Origin of the sequence: Nonomuraea sp. NPDC050680 (assembly GCF_040654555.1) — a bacterium.
Taxonomy (GTDB): Bacteria; Actinomycetota; Actinomycetes; order Streptosporangiales; family Streptosporangiaceae; genus Nonomuraea.
Window position 1 is genome coordinate 832881 of record NZ_JBFAIF010000003.1, and the last position, 21914, is coordinate 854794.

Genomic DNA, 21914 nt, shown 5'->3' on the forward strand with positions numbered 1-21914 from the left:
GGGCTCCTTACGGCGCCTTCAACGGCGACGCCCACGCGGATCAGGGGCCCGCCGGGTGGCGGGCTGTTCCACCAGCGTGGCGCCCGTCTCCGCTTCCAGGGCCGGGGCGTAGCCCGCCGCTCGCAGGGCGGTCACCGTCTCCCGCTCCGGGCTGGCGCTGATCAGTACGGTCGGGGCGATCAACCGCAGGCCGAGCGCGCGCAGCGGCTTGGCGTGCACGAGTTCGGCCAGCAGCGCCTCGTCGTCGGAGCGGATGCAGCAGCCGGATCTCACCACCCGCATCCGCCCATGCGTCCGTCCCACGTCCTTGATCAGGTACTCCAGCGGCTGCGGCAGCTCGCCCTCCGCCACGGCTCGGAGCTGGTCGAGCAGGGTGTCGGGTTGGTGGCCGGAGTCGAGGGCGTGCCGTACGGAGGCGTGGCTGATGCGCCACACCACCGCGTGGCCTTCCGATTCGCGGACGCCGACCGTGTTCAGCAGGGCGGCCAGTTTCGCCTCAGGGGCGCCGCTCACCACGGCGGTCAGGTCGGTCTGGAAACGGGCCGTGGTCCGGGGCGCGGGCAGCATTCCGGTCAGGACCGGGGCGAGCGCGGCGTCCGCGCTCTTCCATGCCTCGCCGGTACGGAGCAGGTCGAGCACGGTGCGGCCGAGCCGGGTCAAGGCGCTCTGGCCGATGACGCCGAGGAGCGCGGCCTCGCGGAGAGTGGCCTCGATGCGCTGGGCACCGGCCGCCCCCTGCGGTATCCGTGCGGGGCGGTGCCAGGTCGTGGCGGGCACCAGGTACGGCGGTGCGTCGGCCGCGCGTAGCGAGGGGGCGGCGCCCAGCGCCTCCAGCAGCGCGTAACGCAGGCTGACGGCGTCCGGGTCGTCCAGACCGGCAAGAGCGACGGGTGTCTGGTCGGAGTCGGGCCACCAGAGCGGGATGTCGCGGCACACGGCCCAGGCGGCGAGGATCGGCACCAGCCGCTGAGCGGGAGTGCGTGACAGCCAGCGGTCATAGGCCGTGGTGGGCAGAACGATCTGGGCGGGGGCGGGCACCTTGGCGCGGCGGTTCGCGGGCGGCTCGGTGGGCTCGGCCACCAGGCCCAGCAGGCCGGCGTGGAAGCAGAGCTCCAGCAGGAAGCGGACGGTTTCCGGCTCGGCGATCTCCTTGGCCAGCCGTTTGGTGTCGCGCACCGCGACCCCGCCGGATTTGCGGACGGTGAGCGGCTGTTCGGCGCAACCGGCGAGCAGCCGTTCGAGTTGCCAGGCGAGCGTGCCCGCCGCCGCCGCGGCCGTGGGCTCGACGCCTTCGGCCCGTTCCAGGCCGTGGGGTTCGGGAGGGTACGGGGTGAACGTCGCCCGCAGCTCGCCGCGGACCGTCATCGCGACCTCGGCGGGCAGCTCGGCTATGTGGGGCACGCCCGCCGGGAGCAGCAGCCCGCGCGCCGCCAGCCAGTCCGCGCCGATGTGTCCCGACCCCCCGGCGAAGACGTACTTGTTGCTGCCGTACGACCCCGCCGGGTGGAAACAGCGGACCTCGACCATGGGCCCCTCGTACGTGAGCCGATCCAGCAGCTCCGTGGCCGAGGCGGGCGCCTTGTCCAGCCGGGCGCGCAGGCGTACCGGATCCGTCAGGTACGCCACGACGTCGCGTTCGGCGGCCTCCCGGCTCGGTGCCTTGTCCAGCCCCAGCGCGGTGGCCAGCCGATGGACCTCGGGCGCGTTGAAATGGCGGGCGATGAGGTGGCCGACGGAGCGGCCCAGCCCCATGCCGTCCGTCAGGTTCCGGTGGACGTAGGGCGCCACCGTGCACTGCTCGCCGTGGGGCGGCGTGAGGAGGGCCTGGTCAGCCAGGCGTTCCAGAACGGCGTCCGCCTCTGCCCGCAGGTCCTCGTCCTGTCCCGCCAGGAGGGTCAGCACCTCGGCTCGGGGAACCGGGCGTGGGTCGGGGGTGCGCCAATAGTCGTCGGGGAAGGGGCCGTAGCGCTGGGCGGCCAGCCAGGCGATCGCGCGCAGGACCTGGAGCTCCGGGAGCGTGCAGAAGCCCGCCAGCCGGGCGACCACGTGATCCTGCCTGAGCAGGTGGGCGTAGTCCTCCAGCGACGGCTCACGACCGCGGGTGCGCAGCGCGCCGCGATCGGCCACGAGCGCCAACTGCTCGGGAGCGCGCGTGGTGAGCCAGTCCATGAGGGCGTCGCGGGGCATGCCTGGCAGCGTAGTACGCGGCGGCCGCCATCTCTTCCCCGTCACGGCGAACCAGCAGGTCTAGGGGCTCCCATCGGGGTATGAAGCCTCAGGGAGACGTAGGAGGCGCGCCCATGCGAGGTGAGGGAGAGGCCATGCTGGGCCGCCTGGTGGACGCGAGCCACCTGGCCACGATCGAGGACCTGCCGGCCCTGGTCGCCCTGCATGCCGAACCGGCCGGGTTCTCCCACGCCACGATCTACGTGGTCGACCTGCAGCAGCAGTATCTCATCCCGCTACCGGGCCAGCACGACGCGGCGGGGGAGTCGCTGCAGGCGATCCGCATCGACTCCACACTCGCCGGGCGGGCCTATCGCAATGTGGAGATCGTGCAGGCCAAGCATGCCGTCGAAGGGGAGCCGGAGCCGCCGGACGACGCGGACCGGCGGAGGCTGTGGGTGCCGCTGCTCGATGGCACCGAACGGATCGGCATGCTGGGGGTGACCGTTCCCGGCGCGGATGAGGCCGCCGACCTGCTGGTGAAGCAGCTGGCCGGCCTGGTCTCCCTGATGGTGATCAGCAAGCGCTCCATCAGCGACACCTACGCCTCGCTGGTGCGCGCGGAGTCGATGACCCTGTCGGCCGAGGTGCTGTGGAACCTGATGCCCAACAGCAGCTTCGCCAACGACAAGGTCGTGGTCAGCGCCGCCCTGGAGCCCGCCTACAACGTGGGCGGCGACGCGTTCGACTTCGCCATCGCCGGAGACACGCTGCACCTGTCGATGTTCGACGCCATGGGGCACGACATCTCCGCGGGGCTGACCGCGACGATCGCCGTCGGCGCCTGCCGCAACAACCGGCGACGGGGGACCGGCCTGCTGGCGGCGAGCGAGGCCATCGACGAGGCGATCGCCGACCAGTTCGACATGGTCCGCTTCGCCACGGGCATCCTCGCCGACCTGAACCTCAAGACCGGTGAGCTGACCTGGGTCAACCGCGGGCACTACCCGCCGCTGGTGATCCGGCGGGGCCGCCGGGTCGCCATCCTGGAGACGGTGCCGTCGCCGCCGATGGGCTTTCGGCTGGGGCTGTCCGCCGGTCTGGAGCATTACCAGCTCGAACCCGGCGATCGCCTGCTCTTCTACACCGACGGCATCGTCGAGGCGCAGAGCCCGGAAGGGGAGATGTTCGGGCTTGAGCGGTTCACCGACTTCGTCGTGCGCCGCGAGGCCGACGGGATGTCGGCGCCGGAGACGCTGCGCCGGCTGATCCAGTCGATCCTCGCGCACCAGCACGGTCGTCTTCAGGACGACGCCACGGTGCTGAGCGTGGAGTGGCGCGGTGAGAAGGAACACCGGCTCATGATGTGAGCCGGCACAGAGCACCGCCCTACGATGTGAGCCATGATGAGCGGAGCGCTGCTGGTCGCGGGCACCACGTCGGACGCGGGCAAGAGCGTCGTCACCGCCGGGATCTGCCGCTGGCTGGCCCGCAAGGGGGTCCGCGTGGCGCCGTTCAAGGCCCAGAACATGTCGCTGAACTCGTACGTCACCGCCGACGGCGCCGAGATCGGCCGGGCCCAGGCGGTGCAGGCGCGGGCCGCGGGCCTCGAACCCGTCGCCGACATGAACCCGATCCTGCTCAAGCCGGGCAGCGACCGCCGCAGCCAGGTGGTCCTCATGGGGCAGCCGGTGGCCGACGTCGACGCGATGGAGTACGGCCGGCTCAAGGACCTGCTCCGCGAGAGCGCGCTGGCCTCGCTCGACCGGCTGCGCGGCTCGTACGACGTCGTCATCTGCGAGGGCGCCGGCAGCCCCGCGGAGATCAACCTGCGCCGGGGCGACATCGCCAACATGGGCCTGGCCAGGGCGGCGAACCTGCCCGTGATCGTGGTGGGCGACATCGACCGCGGCGGCGTCTTCGCCGCCTTCTACGGCACGGTCGGCCTGTTAGACGCCGCCGACCAAGCCCTTATTTCCGGATTTGTCGTGAACAAGTTCCGAGGCGCGGCCGAGCTGCTCGAACCCGGCCTGGACCAGCTCAGAGCTCTCACCGGCCGCCGCGTCTACGGTGTGCTGCCCTGGCTGGACGGGCTCTGGATGGACGTCGAGGACTCCCTGGCACTCGGCAGCCGCTCGATCGCCCCGCAGCGGCCCCACGGTGACCAGACGCTCCGCGTGGCGGTGGTCAAGCTGCCGAGGATCTCCAACTTCACCGACCTCGACGCCCTGGCCGCCGAGCCGGGGGTGCTCGTCCGCTTCGTGACCGACCCGGCGGAGCTCGACGACGCCGACCTGGTGGTCCTGCCCGGCTCGCGCGCGACGGTGGACGATCTGGTCTGGCTCCGCGACACGGGACTGGCCGCCGCCGTTCAGCGGCGTACCGGACCCGTTCTCGGCATCTGCGGTGGTTACCAGATGCTCGCCCGCGAGATCCACGACGACGTCGAGTCGGGCGCCGGTCGGGTCGAGGGCCTGGGCCTGCTTCCGGTCCGGGTCCGGTTCGCCGCGGGCAAGACGCTCGGCCGCCCGGCCGGTCACGCGTACGGGCATCCGGTGAGCGCGTACGAGATCCACCACGGCGTCGCCACCGTCGAAGGCGGCGAGCCGTTCCTCGACGGCTGCCGCGCGGGCGACGTGTGGGGCACCACCTGGCACGGCGCGCTGGAGAACGACGGCTTCCGCCGCGCCTTCCTCACCGAGGTGGCCGAGCGGGCCGGGCGCGCCTTCGTCCCGGCGCCGGACACCGACTTCGCCCTGCTGCGCGAGAGCCGCCTGGACGCGCTCGGGGACCTGATCGAGCAGCACCTCGACACGGACGCCCTGCTCGACCTCATCGAGCACGGCCCGCCCGCCGTCCCGCCGCTGCCGCCGGGGGCTAACGCAGGGTGAGCCGCTGGGCGCTGATCCACTCGTCGATGAGCTCCCACTGGTCGTACAGCCAGCGGATCCGCGCCTCGCGCGCCACGGGGATCCGCGAGGCGGGCACCCGCCACCACTTGGCGGTGATGTGCGCGCTGACCGGCAGCTTGTGCCACACGTCGCCGATCGTGACGAGGTCGTCCAGGCCGGTGTGCGCGACGAAGATGACGTCGGCCGCCGGGCAGGACTCGATGGCCGCGATGGCGCCGCCGGGGCGGGGCGGCAGCAGGTGGTCCATGCCGCGGGCCCGCGACGCCTCCTCGGCCAGTCCCTTCTCCTCCAGCCGCCGGATCGCCAGCCGGCGGCGGCGCGGGGTGAAGTTGCCGCCCTCCGGGAAGATCACCAGGGCGTCGTCCTCGTCCATGGTCGCCGACAGTCGCTTGATCTCGTCGATGATGCCGCTCTCGCCGGTGCGGCGGGGCACGAAGGCGTTCGGCAGCCGGTTGATCACCACGTCCAGCGACGGGTCGAACTGCAGCGCCGCCTTCATCACGATCCGGGGCCGCCGGCCGTACAGGGAGAGGAGATGGTAGATCAGCAGGAAGGAGTCACCGGGACCCGCGTGACGGGCCAGGACGATCACCGGCCGGGTGAGGCGGGCGGCCTGCTCACCTTCGGTGCGCGGCGGTTCGTGGATGTCGACGGTGAGCCGGAAGATCCGTACGGCGGCGCCGTACACCTTGGTCAGGAACCACTTGATCAGCGCGTAGTGCCGCTCCTGATCCCGGTCGCGGCCGAACGCCCCCGCCACCCAGAGCCCGAGGCAGGCGATGAGCATCGCCGACTCCAGCGTCAGCCAGGCCACCCCGAACCAGACGAAGCGCAGCCCACGGCGCTGCGGCGGCGGGAGCCGCAGTGAGGCGGCGAACGTCACCCCGACCCACACCGGCAACGTGATGAGCACGACCACGGTCACCACGATGACCAGGGGGGCGAGGATGAGCCGCCGCAGGATGCGTGGGGGCAACAACGTCGGCCTCCAGGATGTCAGGTCTTCATCGTCCTCCTGTCCGCAGGTATCGGGAAGATGCGTGATAGGCGCGTTCGATGTAGTGGGAGATCTGTGACAGGTCGCGGTAGCGCAGGTTCGACAGCGGTCGCGTCACTCCGGCGGGCAGCACGTGCACCTCGACGTCGGGCGGCAGCGTGGCCATCTCCTCGGCGAACCGGTGCCTGCGCGCGATCTCGAACGCCACCATGCCCACCTCCCAGGGCCGCCGCGGCACGCTGAGCGGGCGCTCGATCCGCCCGACGTGCAGGACGTAGACGCGCTTGGCCCCCAGTTGCACGGCCCGGCCGACGGGGATGCTGTGCACCAGGCCGCCGTCGAAGAAGTGCTCACCGTCGATGGACACGAACGGCAGCAGGCCGGGCACCGCGCACGAGGCCAGCACGGCGTCGACCACCGGTCCGCGGTCGAACCAGTGCGCCGTGGCCCGCTCCACCGAGGCCGCCACGCACTGGAACGGCACGGCCAGCTCCTCGATCCGCGAAACCGGCAGCATCTCGCTCAACAACGCTCGAAGCGGCCCGGTCGTGTGCAGATGGGTGCCGGTCTTCGCCAAGGTGGACAGCCGGGTGACCCACGAACCGGCGAACGCCGTACGGACCACATCGGAACGCCACAGCGACGACAGCCGCTGCACCGCGCAGCCGGGGTCGGCGGCCAGCAGCACGCCGTTCAGGGCGCCGACGGACGTGCCGACCACGAGGTCGGGCACGATGCCCTCCTCGTCGAGCGCCTGGAGCATGCCCACCTCGTGCGCGCCGAGCACACCGCCACCACCGAGCACGAACGCCGTCTGCACAGCAGCACATTACCGGCAGCCCGGTGCGGAAGCCGGTCTCCGGTGAGCCCTCCTGCGTGCTCGCCTTGGCCACGAGCACGCGGATGCCCATCCACACCGGGTACGCGGCGCCCGCCCAGCGCGGGACGTCGTAGGCCAGTTGGGAGGCGGCCATGCGCGCGCCACCTCCCGGCGCGTCTTCGTGAGGGATCAGGGGATCAGGAGCAGCTTGCCCGTCGTACGGCGGGCGGCGAGGTCCTCGTGCGCGCGGCCCGCCTCCGACAGCGGATAGCGCTGCGAGATGTTGATCTTCAGCTGCCCCTCGGCGATCCACCCGAACAGGTCGGAGGCGCGCCACAGCAGCTCTTCCCGCTCGGCGATGTAGTTGACCAGCGTCGGCCTGGTCAGGAAGAGCGAGCCCTCCTTGTTGAGCCGCTGCGGGTCGACCGGCGGCACGGGCCCGCTGGCCGCCCCGTACAGCGCCATGAGCCCGCGCGGACGCAGCGCCGCCAGCCCGCCGTCGAACGTGGTCGCCCCGACGCCGTCGTAGACCACGTCCACCTGGTTGCGCAGTATGTCGGCGAAGTCGTCATAGCGCAGCACCTCGTCGGCCCCGGCCGCGCGGGCCACCTTCTCCTTCTCCTCGCTGGAGACGGTGGTGTGCACGGTCGCGCCCCTGAGCTTGGCGAGCTGGATGAGCAGCTGGCCCATGCCGCCGGCGCCCGCGTGCACGAGGACGCTGTCGCCCGGCTTCACCTCGTACGTGGAGTGCGTGAGGTAGTGAGCCGTCATGCCCTGCAGCATCGTCGCGGCGGCCACGTCGGCCGGGACGCCGGCGGGCACGGGCACCACCCGGTCGGCCGGGACCACGGCCTTCTCGGTGTAACTGCCGAGCACGCTGGCCCAGGCCACGGTGTCGCCGACGGACACGTCCGACACATTGGGGCCTACGGCGGAGACGACACCCGCCCCCTCCGACCCGATCGGGCTGGGCAGATTGAGCGGATACGCCCCGGAGCGGTGGTAGATGTCGATGAAATTGACGCCGCTGGCCGCGACGTCGACCACGACTTCGCCGTCACCTGGCTCCGGGTCGGGACGCTCTACGTACTCGAGGACCTCTGGGCCGCCCTGGGCGGCGATGACTATGGCACGCATACCCCTAGTCAACTCCCCTTCGCGGCTCCCCGATTCCACCTTCTGCCAATCCTCAGTCGATCCTGACGAGCGCGCCCGCCTCCAGCGCGACCCAGATCGCGCCGTCGGGGCCCACCGTGAGCCCGTGCGGCTCGGCCTGGACGCCGCGCGAGGGCAGTTCGTACTCCTTGAGGTCGCCCTCAGCCGTGATGCGGCCCACGCGGTCGGCGGCCCACTCGGTGAACCAGAGGGCGCCGTCCGCCCCGGCGACGATGGCGTGCGGCCGGCAGGCCCGATCCGGCAATGGATATTCAGTAATTTTTCCGGAAAGGTCGACACGGCCGATCTGGCCCGCGCCGATCTCCACGAACCACAGCGCCCCATCGGGACCCGCGGTGATGCCCACCGGCGCGGCCCCCTCGGTCGGCAGTTGGTGGATCGTCACCGCGCCCGACAGCGCGATGCGGCCGATGGCGTTGCCCTGATTGAGGGCGAACCAGAGGGCGTCGTCCGGTCCGGCGGTGATGGCCGCGGGCATGCCGCCCATCACCGGGATCTCGAACTCGGTCCGCGCCCCGTCCGCCCCGATCCGCCCGATCTTGTCGGCTGTCATCCGCGTGAACCACATGGCCCCGTCCGGCCCGGCGGTGATCCCGTAGGCACCCTCCGCCTCGAACGACGTCACCTGACCCGACCCGGTGATCCGCCCCACCCGGCCGCCCTGGAACTCGGTGAACCACATGGCCCCGTCGGCTCCCGGCACGATGACCGTCGGCGCGCCGTCCGCCGGGTCGAGCTGGTGGATCACGGGTTCCGCGCCCGGCACCAGCCTGCCGACCCGGCCCTGGTGCACGAGCGTGAACCAGAGCGCGCCGTCAGGGCCGGTGGCGATGCCGTACGGAGCGCCGTCAGAGATCTCGATCAGCATGTGTGGTCAGGGTTCCTTTCTCCCACGTAGCTCGAAGTCGTCGAAGGTGGTCTTGAGCATCGACGTCGCGTCCTTGGACGTGCGCGCGAACAGGCCCACATAGCCGTTGCCGATGCCGTTGGAGTCGTCGACCTGCAGGACCTTCTCGCCGTTCACCCACATGGTCAAACGCACGGCGCCGCCGTCCTGCTCACAGGAGGCCTCGATCCTGGCCTTTCTGTCCTTCTGCAGCCCGTCCACCTGGACCGGCTGGGCCAGCGTGCCGCCCGAGCCGTCGGAGATGCGCCGGATGCGGGCCATGCCGGAGGTGTTCAGGGCGAACTCGTAGTACGTGCCGTCGGCGCTGTTGTGGCAGAAGACGCCGTACTCGCCGGTGCCCACGGACCGCTTCACCTGGGCCGTCACGCCGACCACCACCGTGTGGGGCAGCATCGGCGTGGGCGTGGCCGACGGGCTCGGTGCCGATGTGGGCGTGGCGATCAGGAAGGGCGCCGGGGCCTTCACCAGGTGCTCTTCGTCGTCGTCCGTCACGTCGAGCCCGTACATGCCGTCGGTGCGATAGCCGTAGCTGTACTCGTCGGTCGGATCGTAGGTGCCGTCCCAGCCGCCACCGGTCTGCGTGAAGTCCTCCCGGTACAGGACGGCGAGCTGGGGCGGCCCACTGTCCCGGAGCGTCGCCCAGGCGGTGACACCCCCGGCGACCAGCACCGCCACGGCCGCGGCGATCCCCCCGACCACGACCCGGCTGCCCCGGCGCTTTCTGACCGGCTGCTCCTGCTCCGCGGTGAACGCCGCGGTCCCGTGCTGCCAGGCCACCTGAGCGGTCTGAGCGGCCTGCTCAGGCCGTACCCCCTGGACGGCCTGCTCAGAATGTCCCGCCTGGGCGGCCTGGACGGTCTGGACGGTCTGGACGCCGGCTTGCCCTGGCGCGACCGAACGCCCCACGAGATGGTCGAGCAACTGCTGCGCGGTCGGCCGCGCGGCCGGATCCTTACGCAGCGCCGCCCTGACCAGCTCTCGCAGCCCCGGCTCGACCGTGTCGAGCGCCGGCTCGGTGTTGAGCACCTGGTAGACGGTCGCGGGCAGCGTGTCGCCGCCGAACGCCGCCTTCCCGCTCGCCGCGTACACGATCAGCGAGCCCCACGAGAACACGTCACACGCGGGCGAGACCGGCTCACCGCGCAGCACCTCGGGCGCCATGTACCGGGGCGTGCCGATGAGCTCGCCGGTCCCGGTGACCCCGCCCAGCGTGTCGAGCGCCCGCGCGATCCCGAAGTCGATCACCCGCGGCCCGACGGGGGACAGCAGCACGTTCGACGGCTTGAGATCGCGGTGCACGACCCCCGCCCCGTGGATCGCGGTGAGCGCGGTGGCCACGCTGACCGCCAGCGCGTCGAGACTGGACCCCCTGAGCGGCCCCGACTGCTGGACGGCCTCCTCCAGATTGGGCCCCGGCACGTACTCGGTGACGACGTAGAGCTGATCACCGTCGAGCGCCGCCTCGAGCACCGCGGCCGTACAGAACCTGCGCACCCGCTGGGCGGCGTCGGCCTCCCGCCGGAACCGCATCCGGAACTGCTCGTGCTGGCTGAGCTCCGGATTGATCACCTTGATGGCGACCCGCTGCCCAGCGGGATCCTCGGCAAGGTGGACAGTACCCATCCCGCCTCGGCCCAGGACACTCAGCAACCTGTAGCGCCCGATCTGGGGGGATTCACCACTCACGGCGGGCAAGCTTACCGACTTCTGCCTGCGCGGGGCCGTGGCGCTCGGCCATCCTGCTGATCGGTGGTACGCGGAGTATCTGGCAGAACGAGTCGGAGGAGAAGAACCGATGACGAATTTTCCCAAGTGGAACGACATCCGCGCCGACATCGTCGCCGACTCCGGCGGCGAGGAAGCCGTGACTGAAGCACGACACCACAATCAGGCCTGCATCGACGGCTACCGGTTGGCCGAGCGCCGCAAGGCGCAGAGATAGAGGTCGCAGCGGTGTTCGGAGGGTCGTTGCCTCGAACGGGATCAAAGCTGGAAATCGCACAGTGCGTGCAGATCGGGAAGGCCGCGTCGAGAGTCGACCGTTATGACGCGGCACCCGGCGGCCGTGGCGGCGGCGATGCCGGGCGGGCTGTCCTCGATCGCGACGCAGCGCCGAGGCTCCACGCCGAGCCGCCTGGTCGCCTCCAGGTACGGGTCCGGATGGGGTTTGCCGCGTGGCGTGTCCTCGACGGCCATCACCAGGTCGAAAGGGTGGTCGAGACGGGGGAGCACGAGGTCGACGATGCTTCGGGGAGAGGCGCTGACCAGGGCGGTGGGGATGGCCTCCGCGTGAAGTTCGGCGAGTAGGGCCAAGGCGCCGGGGATCACCGTCACGCCGCCGCCGACGCGCGTGGCGAAGGCGTCGGTGAGGCGCCGGGCGATCTCCGGCGCGCCGGGAGGTGGGGTGGTGGCGGTGAGCTCCGGCGGGCCGGGACGCGAGGTGGCGGCCGTGAGCAGGTGGGCCGCCACGTCCTCGGCGGTGCGCCCTAGGACTTGGGGAGTGTCGGCGGGGCCGAGTGCGACGCCGAGGGTCCGGGCCACCGCGGTCGTGGCCTGCCACCAGAGTCCCTCGGTGTCCACCAGTGTGCCGTCCATGTCGAACAGGACGGCCTCCAGCGCCCCCGACGACGCCATTCCCGGTGACGGCGACTCAGACGGCATCGGCCGGTTCCGAGGCGGGAGAGGGGACCGTGACCGTTCTCTCGGCCACCAGTACGGGCCGCTCCACCAGGTGGACCGTCACCCGGGTGCCGGGTGCCAGGCTCACCGCCTCGTGGCCCGGTACGTCGGCCAGCACCTCGCCCCCCGACAGCGCCACCCGGAGCCGGACCGAGGCGCCGCGGAAGGAGGCGGCCAGGATCTCCGCCTTGCCCTCCGGAGCCGGGGTCACCCGTACGGCCTCGGGGCGGATCAGCACGTCCACCTCCCGGGTGCCGGCGGGCTCGCCGTCCACGGGCAGCAGCTGGCCCAGCACCGTCACCTGGTCGCCCGAGACGTGTCCGGCCAGGTGGTTCATGGTGCCGACGAACTCGGCCACGAACGGGGTGGCCGGGCGGTCGTAGACCTCGGCGGGCGGCCCGCACTGTTCCAGGCGGCCCTCGCGCAGGACCGCGACCCGGTCGGCGATCGACAGCGCCTCCTCCTGGTCGTGGGTGACGAAGATGGTGGTGATGCCGAGGTCGAGCTGGAGGCGGCGGATCTCCTCACGCAGCGAGACCCGTACCTTGGCATCCAGTGCCGACAGCGGCTCGTCGAGCAGCAGCACCCGCGGCTCCAGTGCCAGCGCGCGGGCCAGGGCGACGCGCTGCTGCTGGCCGCCGGAGAGCTGGTGCGGGAAGCGGTCGGCGTGGGCGGGGAGGCCGACGAGTTCGAGGAGTTCGTCCGCCTTGGCGCGTCTGGTGGCCACGGGCACCTTGCGTACGCGCAGGCCGAAGGCGACGTTGTCGCGGGCGTTGAGGTTGGGGAAGAGGGAGTAGGACTGGAAGACCATGCCCGCGTCGCGCTTGTTGGCGGGCACGTCGGTGATGTCCTCGCCGTCGACGAGCACGGCGCCGGAGTCGGGCCGTTCGAACCCGGCCACGCACCGCAGCGCCGTCGTCTTGCCGCAGCCGGAGGGCCCCAGCAGCGCGACGAACTCGCCCGGCGCGATCGTCAGGTCGAAGCCGTCCAGCGCCACCGTTCTGCCGAACACCCGCCGCAGCCCCCGGAACTCCACCTGAGCCGTCATTTCCGCTCCTTTCCGGAGAACGCGGTGGACACCGCGAGCAGTAGCAGCCAGATGAGCAGCAGGCTGAGGATGGACACCGCGACCGACAGCTGGCCCTTGGACCCGGAGATCGTCACGATCCACACCGCGAACGGCTGGTAACCCAGCAGCCTGGCGACGGTGAACTCGCCCAGCACCAGGGCGAGCGTCAGGAACGACGCGCTGGCCAGGGCCGAGCGCAGGTTCGGGATGATCACCCGGAGCAGTACGTGCGGCCACGACGCGCCCAGATTGCGGGCCGCCTCGACGAGCGTGCGCACGTCCATGGTGCGCAGCCCGGCGTCGAGCGAGCGGTAGACGAACGGCAGCACCAGCACCACGTACGCGAGCACGAGCACGATGGGGAACGCCGGGTTCTGCACCGCGATCAGCGTGGCCCAGAACGGCGTCGGAGCGAGCACGTCCGTGCCGGTGCGCAGCGACGTGGTGAGCCCGGCCACGAACGTGATCGGCGGCACCACCAGCGGCAGCGTGCAGAGCACCTCCATCACGGGGCGCAGCCGCGGCGCGCTGAGCCGTACGGCCAGCATCGCCGGCAGAGTGAGCAGCAGGGCCAGCACGATCGTCGCGACGCCCAGCGACATGGACAGCAGCAGCGACGACCCGAAGCCCTCGGCCGTCAGCAGCTCCCCGTAGGCCGCGAACGACACCCCGGCCGTGGGCGTGTAGATCGTGTACCAGAGCGAGGCCCCGAGGGGGATCAGGAAGTACGCGGCGGCCAGCAGGAACACCGCGCCGCGCCACATCCGCCGCCGGGACGGCGCGCGCGGGGGAGCGGTCACCGGCTCCAGCCCGGTCAGCGCAGCCATCGGGTGCTCCTCTTCTGCAGCGGCAGGTAGATCGCCATGACCAGTCCGGCCACCACGATCATGTCGAGGCTGAGCGCGAGCGCGATGTTCTCGTAGCCGACCAGCACGTCACCCGTGAGCGCGCTGGCGATCTTCAGGGTCACCAGGGGCACCACGGTCCCGACCATGGCGTTGGCCGTCGCGAAGGCCGCGAACGCGCTGCCGAACAGCAGCACCACCCCGCCGAGCATGGCCGGCGTGAGCACCGGCAGCCCGACGAAGCGCCAGAACTGCCAGGCCGTCGCGCCGTTGTTGGCCGCCGCCTCCCGCCACTGCGGCCGCAGCCCGTCCAGCGCGGGGGCCATGACCAGCACCATCAGCGGGATCGCGAAGTACAGGTAGACGATCACCAGCCCCCAGAAGGTGTACAGCGCGCCGGACGGCAGCCCGAGCAGCCCGCTGATCACGCCGGAGTTGCCGAGCGTGGCGATCCAGAAGAAGGCCAGCGGCACGCCGCCGAAGTTGGCCAGCACGCCGGAGGCCGTCAGCACCGCCTCGCGCAGCAGGGCGAACCGGGAGGTCACCACGGCCTGGGCGAGGAACGTGCCGAGCACGGCCCCGGCCAGCGCCACCACGGCCGAGAGCTGGACACTGCCGGCCATCGCGGTCAGGTAGCCGCCCTGGAGGCTCTGGCCGACGTTCGCCAGGCTCGGCTCGCCGTTCGCGGTGAACGCCCCCGCCACCAGCGCGATGGCGGGGATGCCGAAGACCAGCGCGAAGAAGACCAGCAGGGGCAGCGCGCCGAGCCACCCCTTGGCGCGGGTCATCCCGAGACAGCGGCGTCCCAGCCGCTCGCCAGTTTGGCCTTGGCCGCGTCCACCTGCTCGGGAGTGGGGAACGTGGGCGTGCCCTCGACCTTGGGCAGCGCGTCGGCGGCGGCCTTGTCGACCGAGCCGTCGGTGGTCATGGACGGCAGGAGCACCGGCCTGGCGAAGCCCTTGAGGTAGAGGTTCTGGCCCTCGGCGCTGTAGAGGTACTCCTGCCAGAGGCGGGCGGCGGCCGGGTGGGGCGCGTCCTTGTTGACGGCCTGGGCGTACATCTGGAAGTACTTGCCGTCCGAGGGGACGTTCACCTTCCAGTCGAGGCCCTTGGCGGACATCTCGGGGGCGTAGGCGGCGTTGTTGTAGTCCCAGTCGATGCTGATCTGGGTCTCGCCCTTCTCGATCGTCGCCGGGGTGGTCTCGACCGGGTTGTAGTTGCCGGCCGCCTTAAGCTTCTTGAAGAACTCCAGGCCCGGCTGGATGTCGTCGAACGAGCCGCCGTTGGCGATCGACGCCGCGTAGACGCCGGCGAAGGCCGAGCCGGACTTGGTCGGGTTGCCGTTCATCGCGACCTTGCCCTTGTACTCGGGCTTGAGCAGGTCGGCGAAGCTCGTCGGGCAGGCACTGATCTTCTTGGCGTCGCAGCCGATCGACACGTAGCCGCCGTAGTCGTTGGTCCAGAGCCCGGTCGGCTCCTTCTGTCCCTCGGGGATCTTGTCGAACGCCTGCACCTTGTAGGGCGCGAACAGGCCCTCCTTGGCGCCGCTGATCGCGAACGACTGGCCGAGGTCGAGCACGTCGGGCGCGCGGTCCTGGCCCTTGCGGGTCTTCACCGCGGTGATCTCGTCGGCGCTGGCCGCGTCGGGGTCCTCGCTCTCGATCTTGATCCCGTACTTGGCGGTGAACCCCTTGATGATCTCGCCGTAATTGGCCCAGTCGGGCGGCAGCGCGATGACGTGGAGGTTGCCCTCCTTCTTCGCCGCCTCGACGAGTTTGTCCAGGCCGCCGAAATCTGCGGCGGAGGTGGCGGTCTTCGCGTTCACCCCGCCCTCTGACGCCTTGGTCTCCTGTGTGCCAGGGGCGGCGCCGCACGCCGCCGTGGCTACGGTAAGGGCTGCGATGACGCCTGCCGCACGGGTACGAGGTGTGAACACGTTGGCTCCACTCTCCGGGGGGGGTGTGGAAAGAAGCTAAGGGAACTTGTACAAACAAGCCAGCACAAGTAAGTCCCATGAAGATTGCTCTTTCATGAATGCGAAAGGTCGCGGATGGTTGCGCGCTATGAACGGATCGCCGATGAGCTGCGGGACGACATACTCACCGGCGTACATCCGATCGGCTCGCAACTGCCCACGGAGGCGGAGCTGGCCGCGCGCTACCGCGCCGCCCGCGGCACCGTACGCCAGGCGGTGGCGGTGCTGGTCGCCGAGGGGCTCGTCGGCTCCCGGCAGGGGGCCAGGCGCATCGTGCTGGGCAAGGCGCGCAGCCAGAGCTTCGCCGAGCTGCACAGCTTCGCGCAGTGGGCGCGCGCCAACGGCTACCGCTACGGCGGTCAGGTGATCGCCCAGAAGCGCCGGGTGGCCGGCCCCGCCGAGGCGGCCAGGCTCGGCACCGACGAGGTGCTCGACGTGCTCCGGCTGCGCACACTGGAGGGCGAACCCGTCCTGGTCGAGCGGACGGTGTACGCGGGCTGGGTGGCCGCCGCCGTCGAAGGGCTCGCGCCCGGCTGCGAGTCGGTCACCGAGGCGCTGTACGACTCGATCGGGCTGGTCTTCGCCTACGGCGAGCACCTCATCGACGCCGTCTCCGCGGGCGTCCTGGACGCCCGTCTGCTGGGCGTGCGACGCGGCAGCCCGCTGCTGCGCCAGCGCCGCATCACCACCACGCACGAGGGTAGGCCGGTGGAGTGGTCGGACGACCGCTACCGGGCGGGCAGCGTGGTCTTCAGCATCCGCAACTCGATCGACGCCAATCCTCTGGTGCGCCAGGCGGGCGACTTGCGTTTCGGGGCGTAAGAACATATGTTCGAGACATAAGCGCCCGCCTTCCCCCGGGTGGCTCAGCATAGGCACCAGAGCCGCGGGGAGAAGCATCTTGAGCAGACTCTATGGCGATCCGATAGAGGTGTGGACCCGGGACGGGCAGCCGACCCAGTTCGTCTGGCGCGATCGTCTCTATCTTGTCCGCCTGGTCCTCGACCAGTGGGTGGTGGCCCGCGAGTGGTGGAAGATCGACGAGAACGATCCCGGTGAGCGGCAGTTCTGGCGGGTGGAGGCCAGCCCGGGGCGCGAGGTCGGGTCCTACGAGTTGCGGTTCGACACCGCCAGTGGCGGGTGGCTGCTCCTGCGGGCGTGGGACTGATGGCGCCGCCGTTCCCTCACCTGAACGTGAGCTCCGCCTACTCGATGCGCTACGGCACCGCCTTTCCGCGGGCGCTGGTGCGCCGGGCGGCCGAGGACGGGATGGACATCCTCGCGCTGACCGACCGCGACGGTCTCTACGGCGCGATCAAGCACGCCCAGGCGTGCGCGGAGGCCCGGATCGCCTCGGTGTTCGGGGTCAACTTCGCGCTGGCGGGTTCCGCGGCACGCCCGAGCCCGAGGAGTGGGCCGGGAAGCTGGGAGCGGGCCGGCGCCGGGCCGGGCGGCCGGGAGCGGGCCAGGACCGGGCCGGGGGCTCAGGACCGGGTCACGGTGCTGGCCAGGGCGGGCGGCTGGTCCTCGTTGGTGCGCCTGGTCACGGCCGCCCACTACGCGGGCGAGCGCGGCGCGCCCGAGGTGACGCGCGATCTGATCGCCTCCATGGACGCGGGCGGGCTGACGGTGCTGCTCGGGCCCCGTTCCGACGTGGGCCGCGCTGTGGCCGAGCGGCGTGACGAGCACGCCAGGGCGCTGCTCGACCTGTGGCTGGCCACCGTGCCGGGCGTGGTGATCGAGCTGGTCGACCAGTACGGCTTCCGCGACGCCACCACCGCCGTCCGGATGCTCGCCCTGGCCGAGTCCCGGGGCGTGCCGGCCGTGCTCACCAATGCCGTCAGATACCTGGACCCCGCCGACCACCAGGTGGGCGACGTGCTCGACGCGGCGCGGCAGCTCGTCCCGCTGCACCCGCGCCACCTGGAGCGCACCACCTCGCACGCCTACCTCAAGGGCACCAAGGAGATGCGGCAGGTGGCGGCCAAGATCTGCGGGGCCGACCCCGACCGGGTCGGCCGCCTCCTGCACGCCACCCGCGCGCTGGCCGAGGCGTGCGCGATCGACCCGGTCGACCTGCTCGCGCTGAAGCACGACCCGCCGAACCTGCACCTGCCCGAGGTCGGCCGCGACCCGGTGCCGCTGCTGCGCCACCGCGTCGAGGACGGGCTGAGCTCGCGCGGGCTGGACCGCTCGGGCGACGCCAGGGACCGCCTGCGGGCCGAGATGGACGTCATCGAGCGGAAACGTCTGTCCGGATATTTCATAGCCGTGGCTGGCATCACCGACATGATCCGTGGCATGGGCATCCGCTGCGCGATCCGCGGCTCGGGAGCGGGCAGCCTGGTCAACTACCTCATCGGCATCGGCGAGGTGAACCCGCTCGAACACGGCCTGCTCATGGAGCGCTTCCTGTCCGACGGCCGCATCGGGCTGCCCGACATCGACGTGGACGTGGAGTCCGCGCGCCGGCTCGACTGCTACAGGGCCATCTTCGACAGGTACGGCGAGTCGCGGGTGGCCTGCGTCTCGATGATGGAGACCTACCGGGCGCGCAGCGCGATCCGGGACGTGGCGGGGGCCATGGGGCTGCCGCCGTACGAGATCGACGCGATCGCCAAGGCGTTCCCGCACATCAGGGCCAAGCAGATCACCGCGTCGCTGAACGACCTGCCCGAGCTGCGCGACAGCCGGCTCGGCGAGGCCGGGCTGGAGCGGGTGTTCCGGCTGGCGGAGCGGCTCGACGGGCTGCCCAGGCACATCGCGCTGCACCCGTGCGGGGTGCTCATCGGCAACGCGGGGCTGCGCGACAGGACGCCGGTGGAGCGGAGCCTGCTGGAGTTCCCGATGTCGCAGTTCGACAAGGACGACGTGGAGGAGGCCGGGCTGCTCAAGCTCGACGTGCTGGGCGTACGGATGCAGTCGGCGATGGCCTACACGCTGAGCGAGATCCAGCGGGTGGACGACGTCGTGGTCGAGCTCGACACGCAGCACGGCTCGGAGCCAGGCGTCGAGTACGTCCCCCACGATGACCAGGCCACCTACGACATGATCTGCGCCAGCCGTACGCTCGGCTGCTTCCAGATCGAGTCGCCCGGCCAGCGCGAGCTGGTCGCCAAGCTGGAGCCGCGCAAGATGCACGACCTGATCGTGGACATCTCGCTGTTCAGGCCGGGACCGGTGAACTCCGACATGGTCACGCCCTATCTGGAGGCCAGACATGGGTGGCGCAAGCCGCACTATCCGCACGAGCGGTTGCGCGGCGCGCTGAAGGAGACGCACGGCGTCGTGGTCTTCCACGAGCAGGTACTCAAGATCATCGAGGTGATGACGGGCCGCGACCTGTCGTTCGCCGAGTCGCTGCGGCGCACGCTGGCCTCGCCGGAGGGGCGCGAGCGGGTACGGAAGCACTTCGTGCCGCTGGCCAGGTCGAACGGGTTCGGCGACGCGGCGGTGGACAAGGCGTGGAAGGTGCTCGACGCGTTCGGCGCGTTCGGGTTCTGCAAGGCGCACGCGGCGGCGTTCGCGCTGCCCACCTACCAGTCGGCCTGGCTCAAGCGGCACCACGCGGCCGCGTTCTTCGCCGGGGTGCTCACGCATGAGCCCGGCATGTACCCGCAACGCGTGATCATCGACGAGGCGCGGCAGTGCGGGGTCGAGATCCTGCCGCTCGACGTGAACAGGTCCGGCAAGGACTGGCGCGTGGAGCGGCTCGGCCCACGGGTGCGGCTCAGGATCGAGCCGGGTGACTTCCGGATCGGGGAGATCGGGAAGGGCTACGCGCTGCGCGTGCCGTTCTCCGCGATCAAGGGGGTGAGCGAGGCGGAGGTGGGGCGCATGGTGGCCGGTCAGCCGTACACGTCGCTCGCCGACTTCTGGGACCGCGCCCGCCCGTCGCGGCCGGTCATCGAGCGGATCGTCCAGGTGGGCGGCCTCGACGACCTGCACGACCTGCATCCGGGCGGGGCGCGCTGGCGGCCGGGACGGCTGACCCGCCGCGATCTGATCGCCCAGGTCGGCGTCCTCGAACGGGCCTCCACCTCGGGCGTCAAGCCGTCCACCGCGAAGTCCAAGCGCTACACCCCGCCCGCCGCCCGTCCTGCCGTCCGGCCCGAGGAGGCGGCGGTACAGCTCCCACTGGGCTTCGCCGAGCACATCGCGCCCGGCGAACTGCCCGAGATGACCGAGACCGAGATGGTGGAGGCCGAGCTGGAGATCCTCGGCATCGACATCAGCCGCCACGTCATCAGCTTCCACGACGAGCTGCTCGACGCGATCGGGGTGGTGCGCTCCAAGGACCTGCTGACCCAGCGCAACGGGGCCGAGGTGCTGGTCGCCGGGGTCAAGGTGGCCACCCAGACGCCCGCCGTACGCTCGGGACAGCGCGTCATCTTCACCACGCTGGACGACTCGACGGGGCCGATCGACCTGACGTTCTTCGAGTCGGTGCAGGGGCGGTGCGCGGCGACGGTGTTCGGGTCGTGGCTCATGGTGGCGCGGGGCGTGGTCCGCCGTACGGGGACGCGGGCGATCTCGATGCGCGCGGTGGACTGCTGGAACCTGGTCGACCTCGACGCCTTGTGGCGATCGAGCGGGATCGAGGCGGTCAGAGCGATGCTCGACCAGGCTCCCGAGGATGCGGCCGGGGTCGGCGGGCGCCGCATCGAGTACGCCAACGGCTTCCGCCTGTCCCCGTACGCGGACCTGGGGCCGGTGGTCGCGCCGCCCACCCGTCGCCTCTGGCACGCCAGCCAGGGGAGCTCGGGCCCAAGCGCGGCGTGACTTCGCTAACCCGTCTGTTCGAGCGGGGTGGTGGTTTCGGGGGCCGGCTGGGGGAGCCGGGTGACCGTGCCCGCCTTGCGGAGGCGGGCCCGGCCCCTGGCGCTGGACCTGGAACACTGGATACGGGTGATGTCGCGGACCGTGGCCGCGCACAGGAGGGCGGACACCGTCGCGCAGGCGAGCTCCGGGAGGCCGATGCCCGTCAGGTCGCCCGACGAGGAGCCGAGCGGGAGGCGGATCGTCACCAGGGCGAGCATGGCGAGCCAGGACAGCCACCAGGCGGCCAGCAGGGCGAGCCGGCGGGGCCGCCGGTCGTCGGGCGGGCCGGCGCCGCGCCACACCTCGTTCAGCAGGAGCGGCGGCGCGACCAGGTTGACGCCGGGGATCAGCCAGGCGGCGGCCACCGGGCCCGTGGGGGCCGAGCGGTCGTTGGCCTGCCGGGCCCGGACGAGCCAGGTGACGTAGGCCGCGGCGGCGGCGATCGCCGTGGCCGCGACCAGCATCATCAGCACCGCGAACACCGTCACGGCCCCGACCACCGCCTGGGCGTCGGCGCCGTGCGGGCGGCCACCGAACGCCGCGAGCTGGGTGGCGAGGCGGCGGCCGCGGGCCTGTTCGAAGATCACGAGAGCGCCCAGGGAAAGGACCTGTGCGGCAAGGGTCACGTAGACGACAGAAGCGGCCCTAGTGGGCGGTGCCTGGGCGTAGCGCACGTTGTTCTCCCCCCGGGCCATGCGCTGAGGTTCTGCTTCACTTCTATCCCGTCAGGCTCCTTGTTAATCAGCTGGGGCCATTAATCAGCCGACGACACCGGATTCCCACGCCCAAGCCGCGATTCCCACCCGATTGCGGACACGGAGCTTCCGTTGGATGCTCCCGAGATGGGTCTTAACCGTGGAAAGTGAGACAAACAGCTCGCCGGCCACTTCCTGGTTCGTCCGGCCCCGCGCCACCAGGCGTACGACGTCCAGCTCGCGGTCGGTCAGCGGGTCGGTCAGCGGGACGGGGACGCGGACCTTGGGCTGGGCCAGGTGTTGCAGCAGCCGTACCGTCACCGAGGGCGACACCAGCGAGTCGCCGCTCGCCGCCGCCTTGACCGCCTCGATCAGCAGGGTGGGCCCGCTGTCCTTGAGCAGGAAGCCGAGCGCGCCCGCCCGCAGCGCGCCGTAGACGTACTCGTCCAGGTCGAAGGTGGTGACGATGACGACGCGCATGGGGTTCTCGACGCCGGGACCGGCCAGGGCGCGGGTCACCTCGATGCCGTCCAGCTTGGGCATCCGGATGTCGAGCAGGCAGACGTCCGGCCTGAGCCGCCGGGCCTCGGACACCGCCTCCGCGCCGTCGGCGACCGCGGCCACGACCTCCATGTCCGGTTGCGCATCCAAAATCATCTGAAATCCGGCACGTACCAGCTGTTGATCGTCGGCGATGAGCACGCGAATAGTCACGCCGACAACTCTAGAATCAGCCGGCGCCGGCAACGCTGGGATCAGCTCGCCTCTGGGATCAGCCGGCGCCGGCGACGCTGGGGTCAGCTCCCCTCTGGGATCAGCCGTTCGGCCGATGGGGAACCGGACGTCCGGCTG

19 protein-coding genes are annotated in these 21914 nt (G+C 71.2%); 6 read left to right on the top strand and 13 right to left on the bottom strand.

Features of this window, described 5'->3' with window-relative positions; all coding sequences use genetic code 11:
- Positions 1-18: 18 nt before the first annotated feature.
- Complete coding sequence (locus AB0H88_RS15020; RefSeq protein ID WP_357644516.1) at positions 19-2187, bottom strand: helicase-associated domain-containing protein; 2169 nt, start codon at positions 2185-2187, stop codon at positions 19-21.
- 113 nt (positions 2188-2300) lie between these two features.
- On the opposite strand from AB0H88_RS15020, the gene AB0H88_RS15025 reads away from it, so the two are divergent.
- Complete coding sequence (locus tag AB0H88_RS15025; RefSeq protein WP_357644518.1) at positions 2301-3536, top strand: GAF domain-containing SpoIIE family protein phosphatase; 1236 nt, start codon at positions 2301-2303, stop codon at positions 3534-3536.
- Between the two features lie 36 nt (positions 3537-3572).
- Entirely contained in the window at positions 3573-5057 is a 1485-nt protein-coding gene (locus AB0H88_RS15030; RefSeq protein ID WP_357644787.1) for a cobyric acid synthase, read from the top strand.
- On the opposite strand, the gene AB0H88_RS15035 is transcribed toward AB0H88_RS15030, so the two are convergent.
- From AB0H88_RS15035 to AB0H88_RS15055, 5 genes are all read right to left on the bottom strand, one after another.
- Positions 5044-6054 carry a 1-acyl-sn-glycerol-3-phosphate acyltransferase gene (locus AB0H88_RS15035; protein ID WP_357644520.1) on the bottom strand — a complete coding sequence of 337 codons (1011 nt, stop codon included), beginning with the start codon at positions 6052-6054 and terminating at the stop codon, positions 5044-5046. The genes AB0H88_RS15030 and AB0H88_RS15035 overlap by 14 nt on opposite strands.
- Positions 6055-6082: 28 nt before the next feature.
- Positions 6083-6895, bottom strand: coding sequence for a patatin-like phospholipase family protein (locus AB0H88_RS15040; RefSeq protein ID WP_357644522.1), 813 nt, complete (start codon positions 6893-6895; stop codon positions 6083-6085).
- Between the two features lie 189 nt (positions 6896-7084).
- Positions 7085-8032 carry a quinone oxidoreductase gene (locus AB0H88_RS15045; protein WP_357644524.1) on the bottom strand — a complete coding sequence of 316 codons (948 nt, stop codon included), beginning with the start codon at positions 8030-8032 and terminating at the stop codon, positions 7085-7087.
- A 52-nt stretch (positions 8033-8084) separates the two neighbouring features.
- Complete coding sequence (locus AB0H88_RS15050; protein ID WP_357644526.1) at positions 8085-8939, bottom strand: virginiamycin B lyase; 855 nt, start codon at positions 8937-8939, stop codon at positions 8085-8087.
- A 6-nt stretch (positions 8940-8945) separates the two neighbouring features.
- A complete protein-coding gene (locus AB0H88_RS15055) occupies positions 8946-10664 on the bottom strand; it encodes a serine/threonine-protein kinase (RefSeq protein ID WP_357644528.1) in 1719 nt (572 codons plus the stop codon).
- Positions 10665-10773: 109 nt separating this feature from the next.
- Between AB0H88_RS15055 and AB0H88_RS15060 the strand changes: the two genes are divergently transcribed.
- A complete protein-coding gene (locus AB0H88_RS15060) occupies positions 10774-10920 on the top strand; it encodes a hypothetical protein (protein ID WP_357644530.1) in 147 nt (48 codons plus the stop codon).
- Between the two features lie 41 nt (positions 10921-10961).
- On the opposite strand, the gene AB0H88_RS15065 is transcribed toward AB0H88_RS15060, so the two are convergent.
- From AB0H88_RS15065 to AB0H88_RS15085, 5 genes are read right to left on the bottom strand one after another with little or no spacing between them, the layout of a single operon-like run.
- The gene (locus AB0H88_RS15065) at positions 10962-11639 is read right to left on the bottom strand and encodes an HAD family phosphatase (protein ID WP_357644531.1); all 678 of its coding nucleotides are present in this window, start codon (positions 11637-11639) and stop codon (positions 10962-10964) included.
- On the bottom strand, positions 11629-12705 hold the full coding sequence (locus tag AB0H88_RS15070) for an ABC transporter ATP-binding protein (RefSeq protein WP_357644533.1): 1077 nt from the start codon (positions 12703-12705) through the stop codon (positions 11629-11631). The genes AB0H88_RS15065 and AB0H88_RS15070 overlap by 11 nt, the downstream gene beginning before the upstream one ends.
- Positions 12702-13553 (bottom strand): ABC transporter permease subunit, encoded by an 852-nt coding sequence (locus AB0H88_RS15075; protein WP_357644535.1) that lies wholly within the window; start codon positions 13551-13553, stop codon positions 12702-12704. Before AB0H88_RS15075 ends, AB0H88_RS15070 begins: the two co-directional genes overlap by 4 nt.
- Positions 13541-14359 (bottom strand): ABC transporter permease, encoded by an 819-nt coding sequence (locus AB0H88_RS15080; protein WP_357644538.1) that lies wholly within the window; start codon positions 14357-14359, stop codon positions 13541-13543. Before AB0H88_RS15080 ends, AB0H88_RS15075 begins: the two co-directional genes overlap by 13 nt.
- Positions 14356-15507, bottom strand: a complete 1152-nt coding sequence (locus AB0H88_RS15085; protein WP_357644540.1) for an ABC transporter substrate-binding protein — start codon at positions 15505-15507, stop codon at positions 14356-14358. Before AB0H88_RS15085 ends, AB0H88_RS15080 begins: the two co-directional genes overlap by 4 nt.
- 114 nt (positions 15508-15621) lie before the next feature.
- Here AB0H88_RS15085 and AB0H88_RS15090 point away from each other — a divergent pair, with 114 nt between their 5' ends.
- The 3 genes from AB0H88_RS15090 to dnaE all read left to right on the top strand — a co-directional run bounded on the left by AB0H88_RS15090 (position 15622) and on the right by dnaE (position 20328).
- Positions 15622-16368, top strand: a complete 747-nt coding sequence (locus tag AB0H88_RS15090; RefSeq protein WP_357644542.1) for a GntR family transcriptional regulator — start codon at positions 15622-15624, stop codon at positions 16366-16368.
- A 79-nt stretch (positions 16369-16447) separates the two neighbouring features.
- On the top strand, positions 16448-16714 hold the full coding sequence (locus AB0H88_RS15095) for a DUF6504 family protein (RefSeq protein WP_357644544.1): 267 nt from the start codon (positions 16448-16450) through the stop codon (positions 16712-16714).
- A complete protein-coding gene (gene dnaE, locus AB0H88_RS15100) occupies positions 16714-20328 on the top strand; it encodes a DNA polymerase III subunit alpha (RefSeq protein ID WP_357644789.1) in 3615 nt (1204 codons plus the stop codon). The genes AB0H88_RS15095 and dnaE overlap by 1 nt, the downstream gene beginning before the upstream one ends.
- A gap of 5 nt (positions 20329-20333) precedes the next feature.
- Here dnaE and AB0H88_RS15105 read toward each other — a convergent pair whose 3' ends face one another.
- Together AB0H88_RS15105 and AB0H88_RS15110 are read right to left on the bottom strand one after the other, a co-directional pair.
- Positions 20334-21062, bottom strand: coding sequence for a DUF4328 domain-containing protein (locus AB0H88_RS15105; protein WP_357644546.1), 729 nt, complete (start codon positions 21060-21062; stop codon positions 20334-20336).
- A gap of 63 nt (positions 21063-21125) precedes the next feature.
- Complete coding sequence (locus tag AB0H88_RS15110) at positions 21126-21776, bottom strand: response regulator transcription factor (RefSeq protein WP_357644549.1); 651 nt, start codon at positions 21774-21776, stop codon at positions 21126-21128.
- Positions 21777-21914 lie beyond the last annotated feature (138 nt).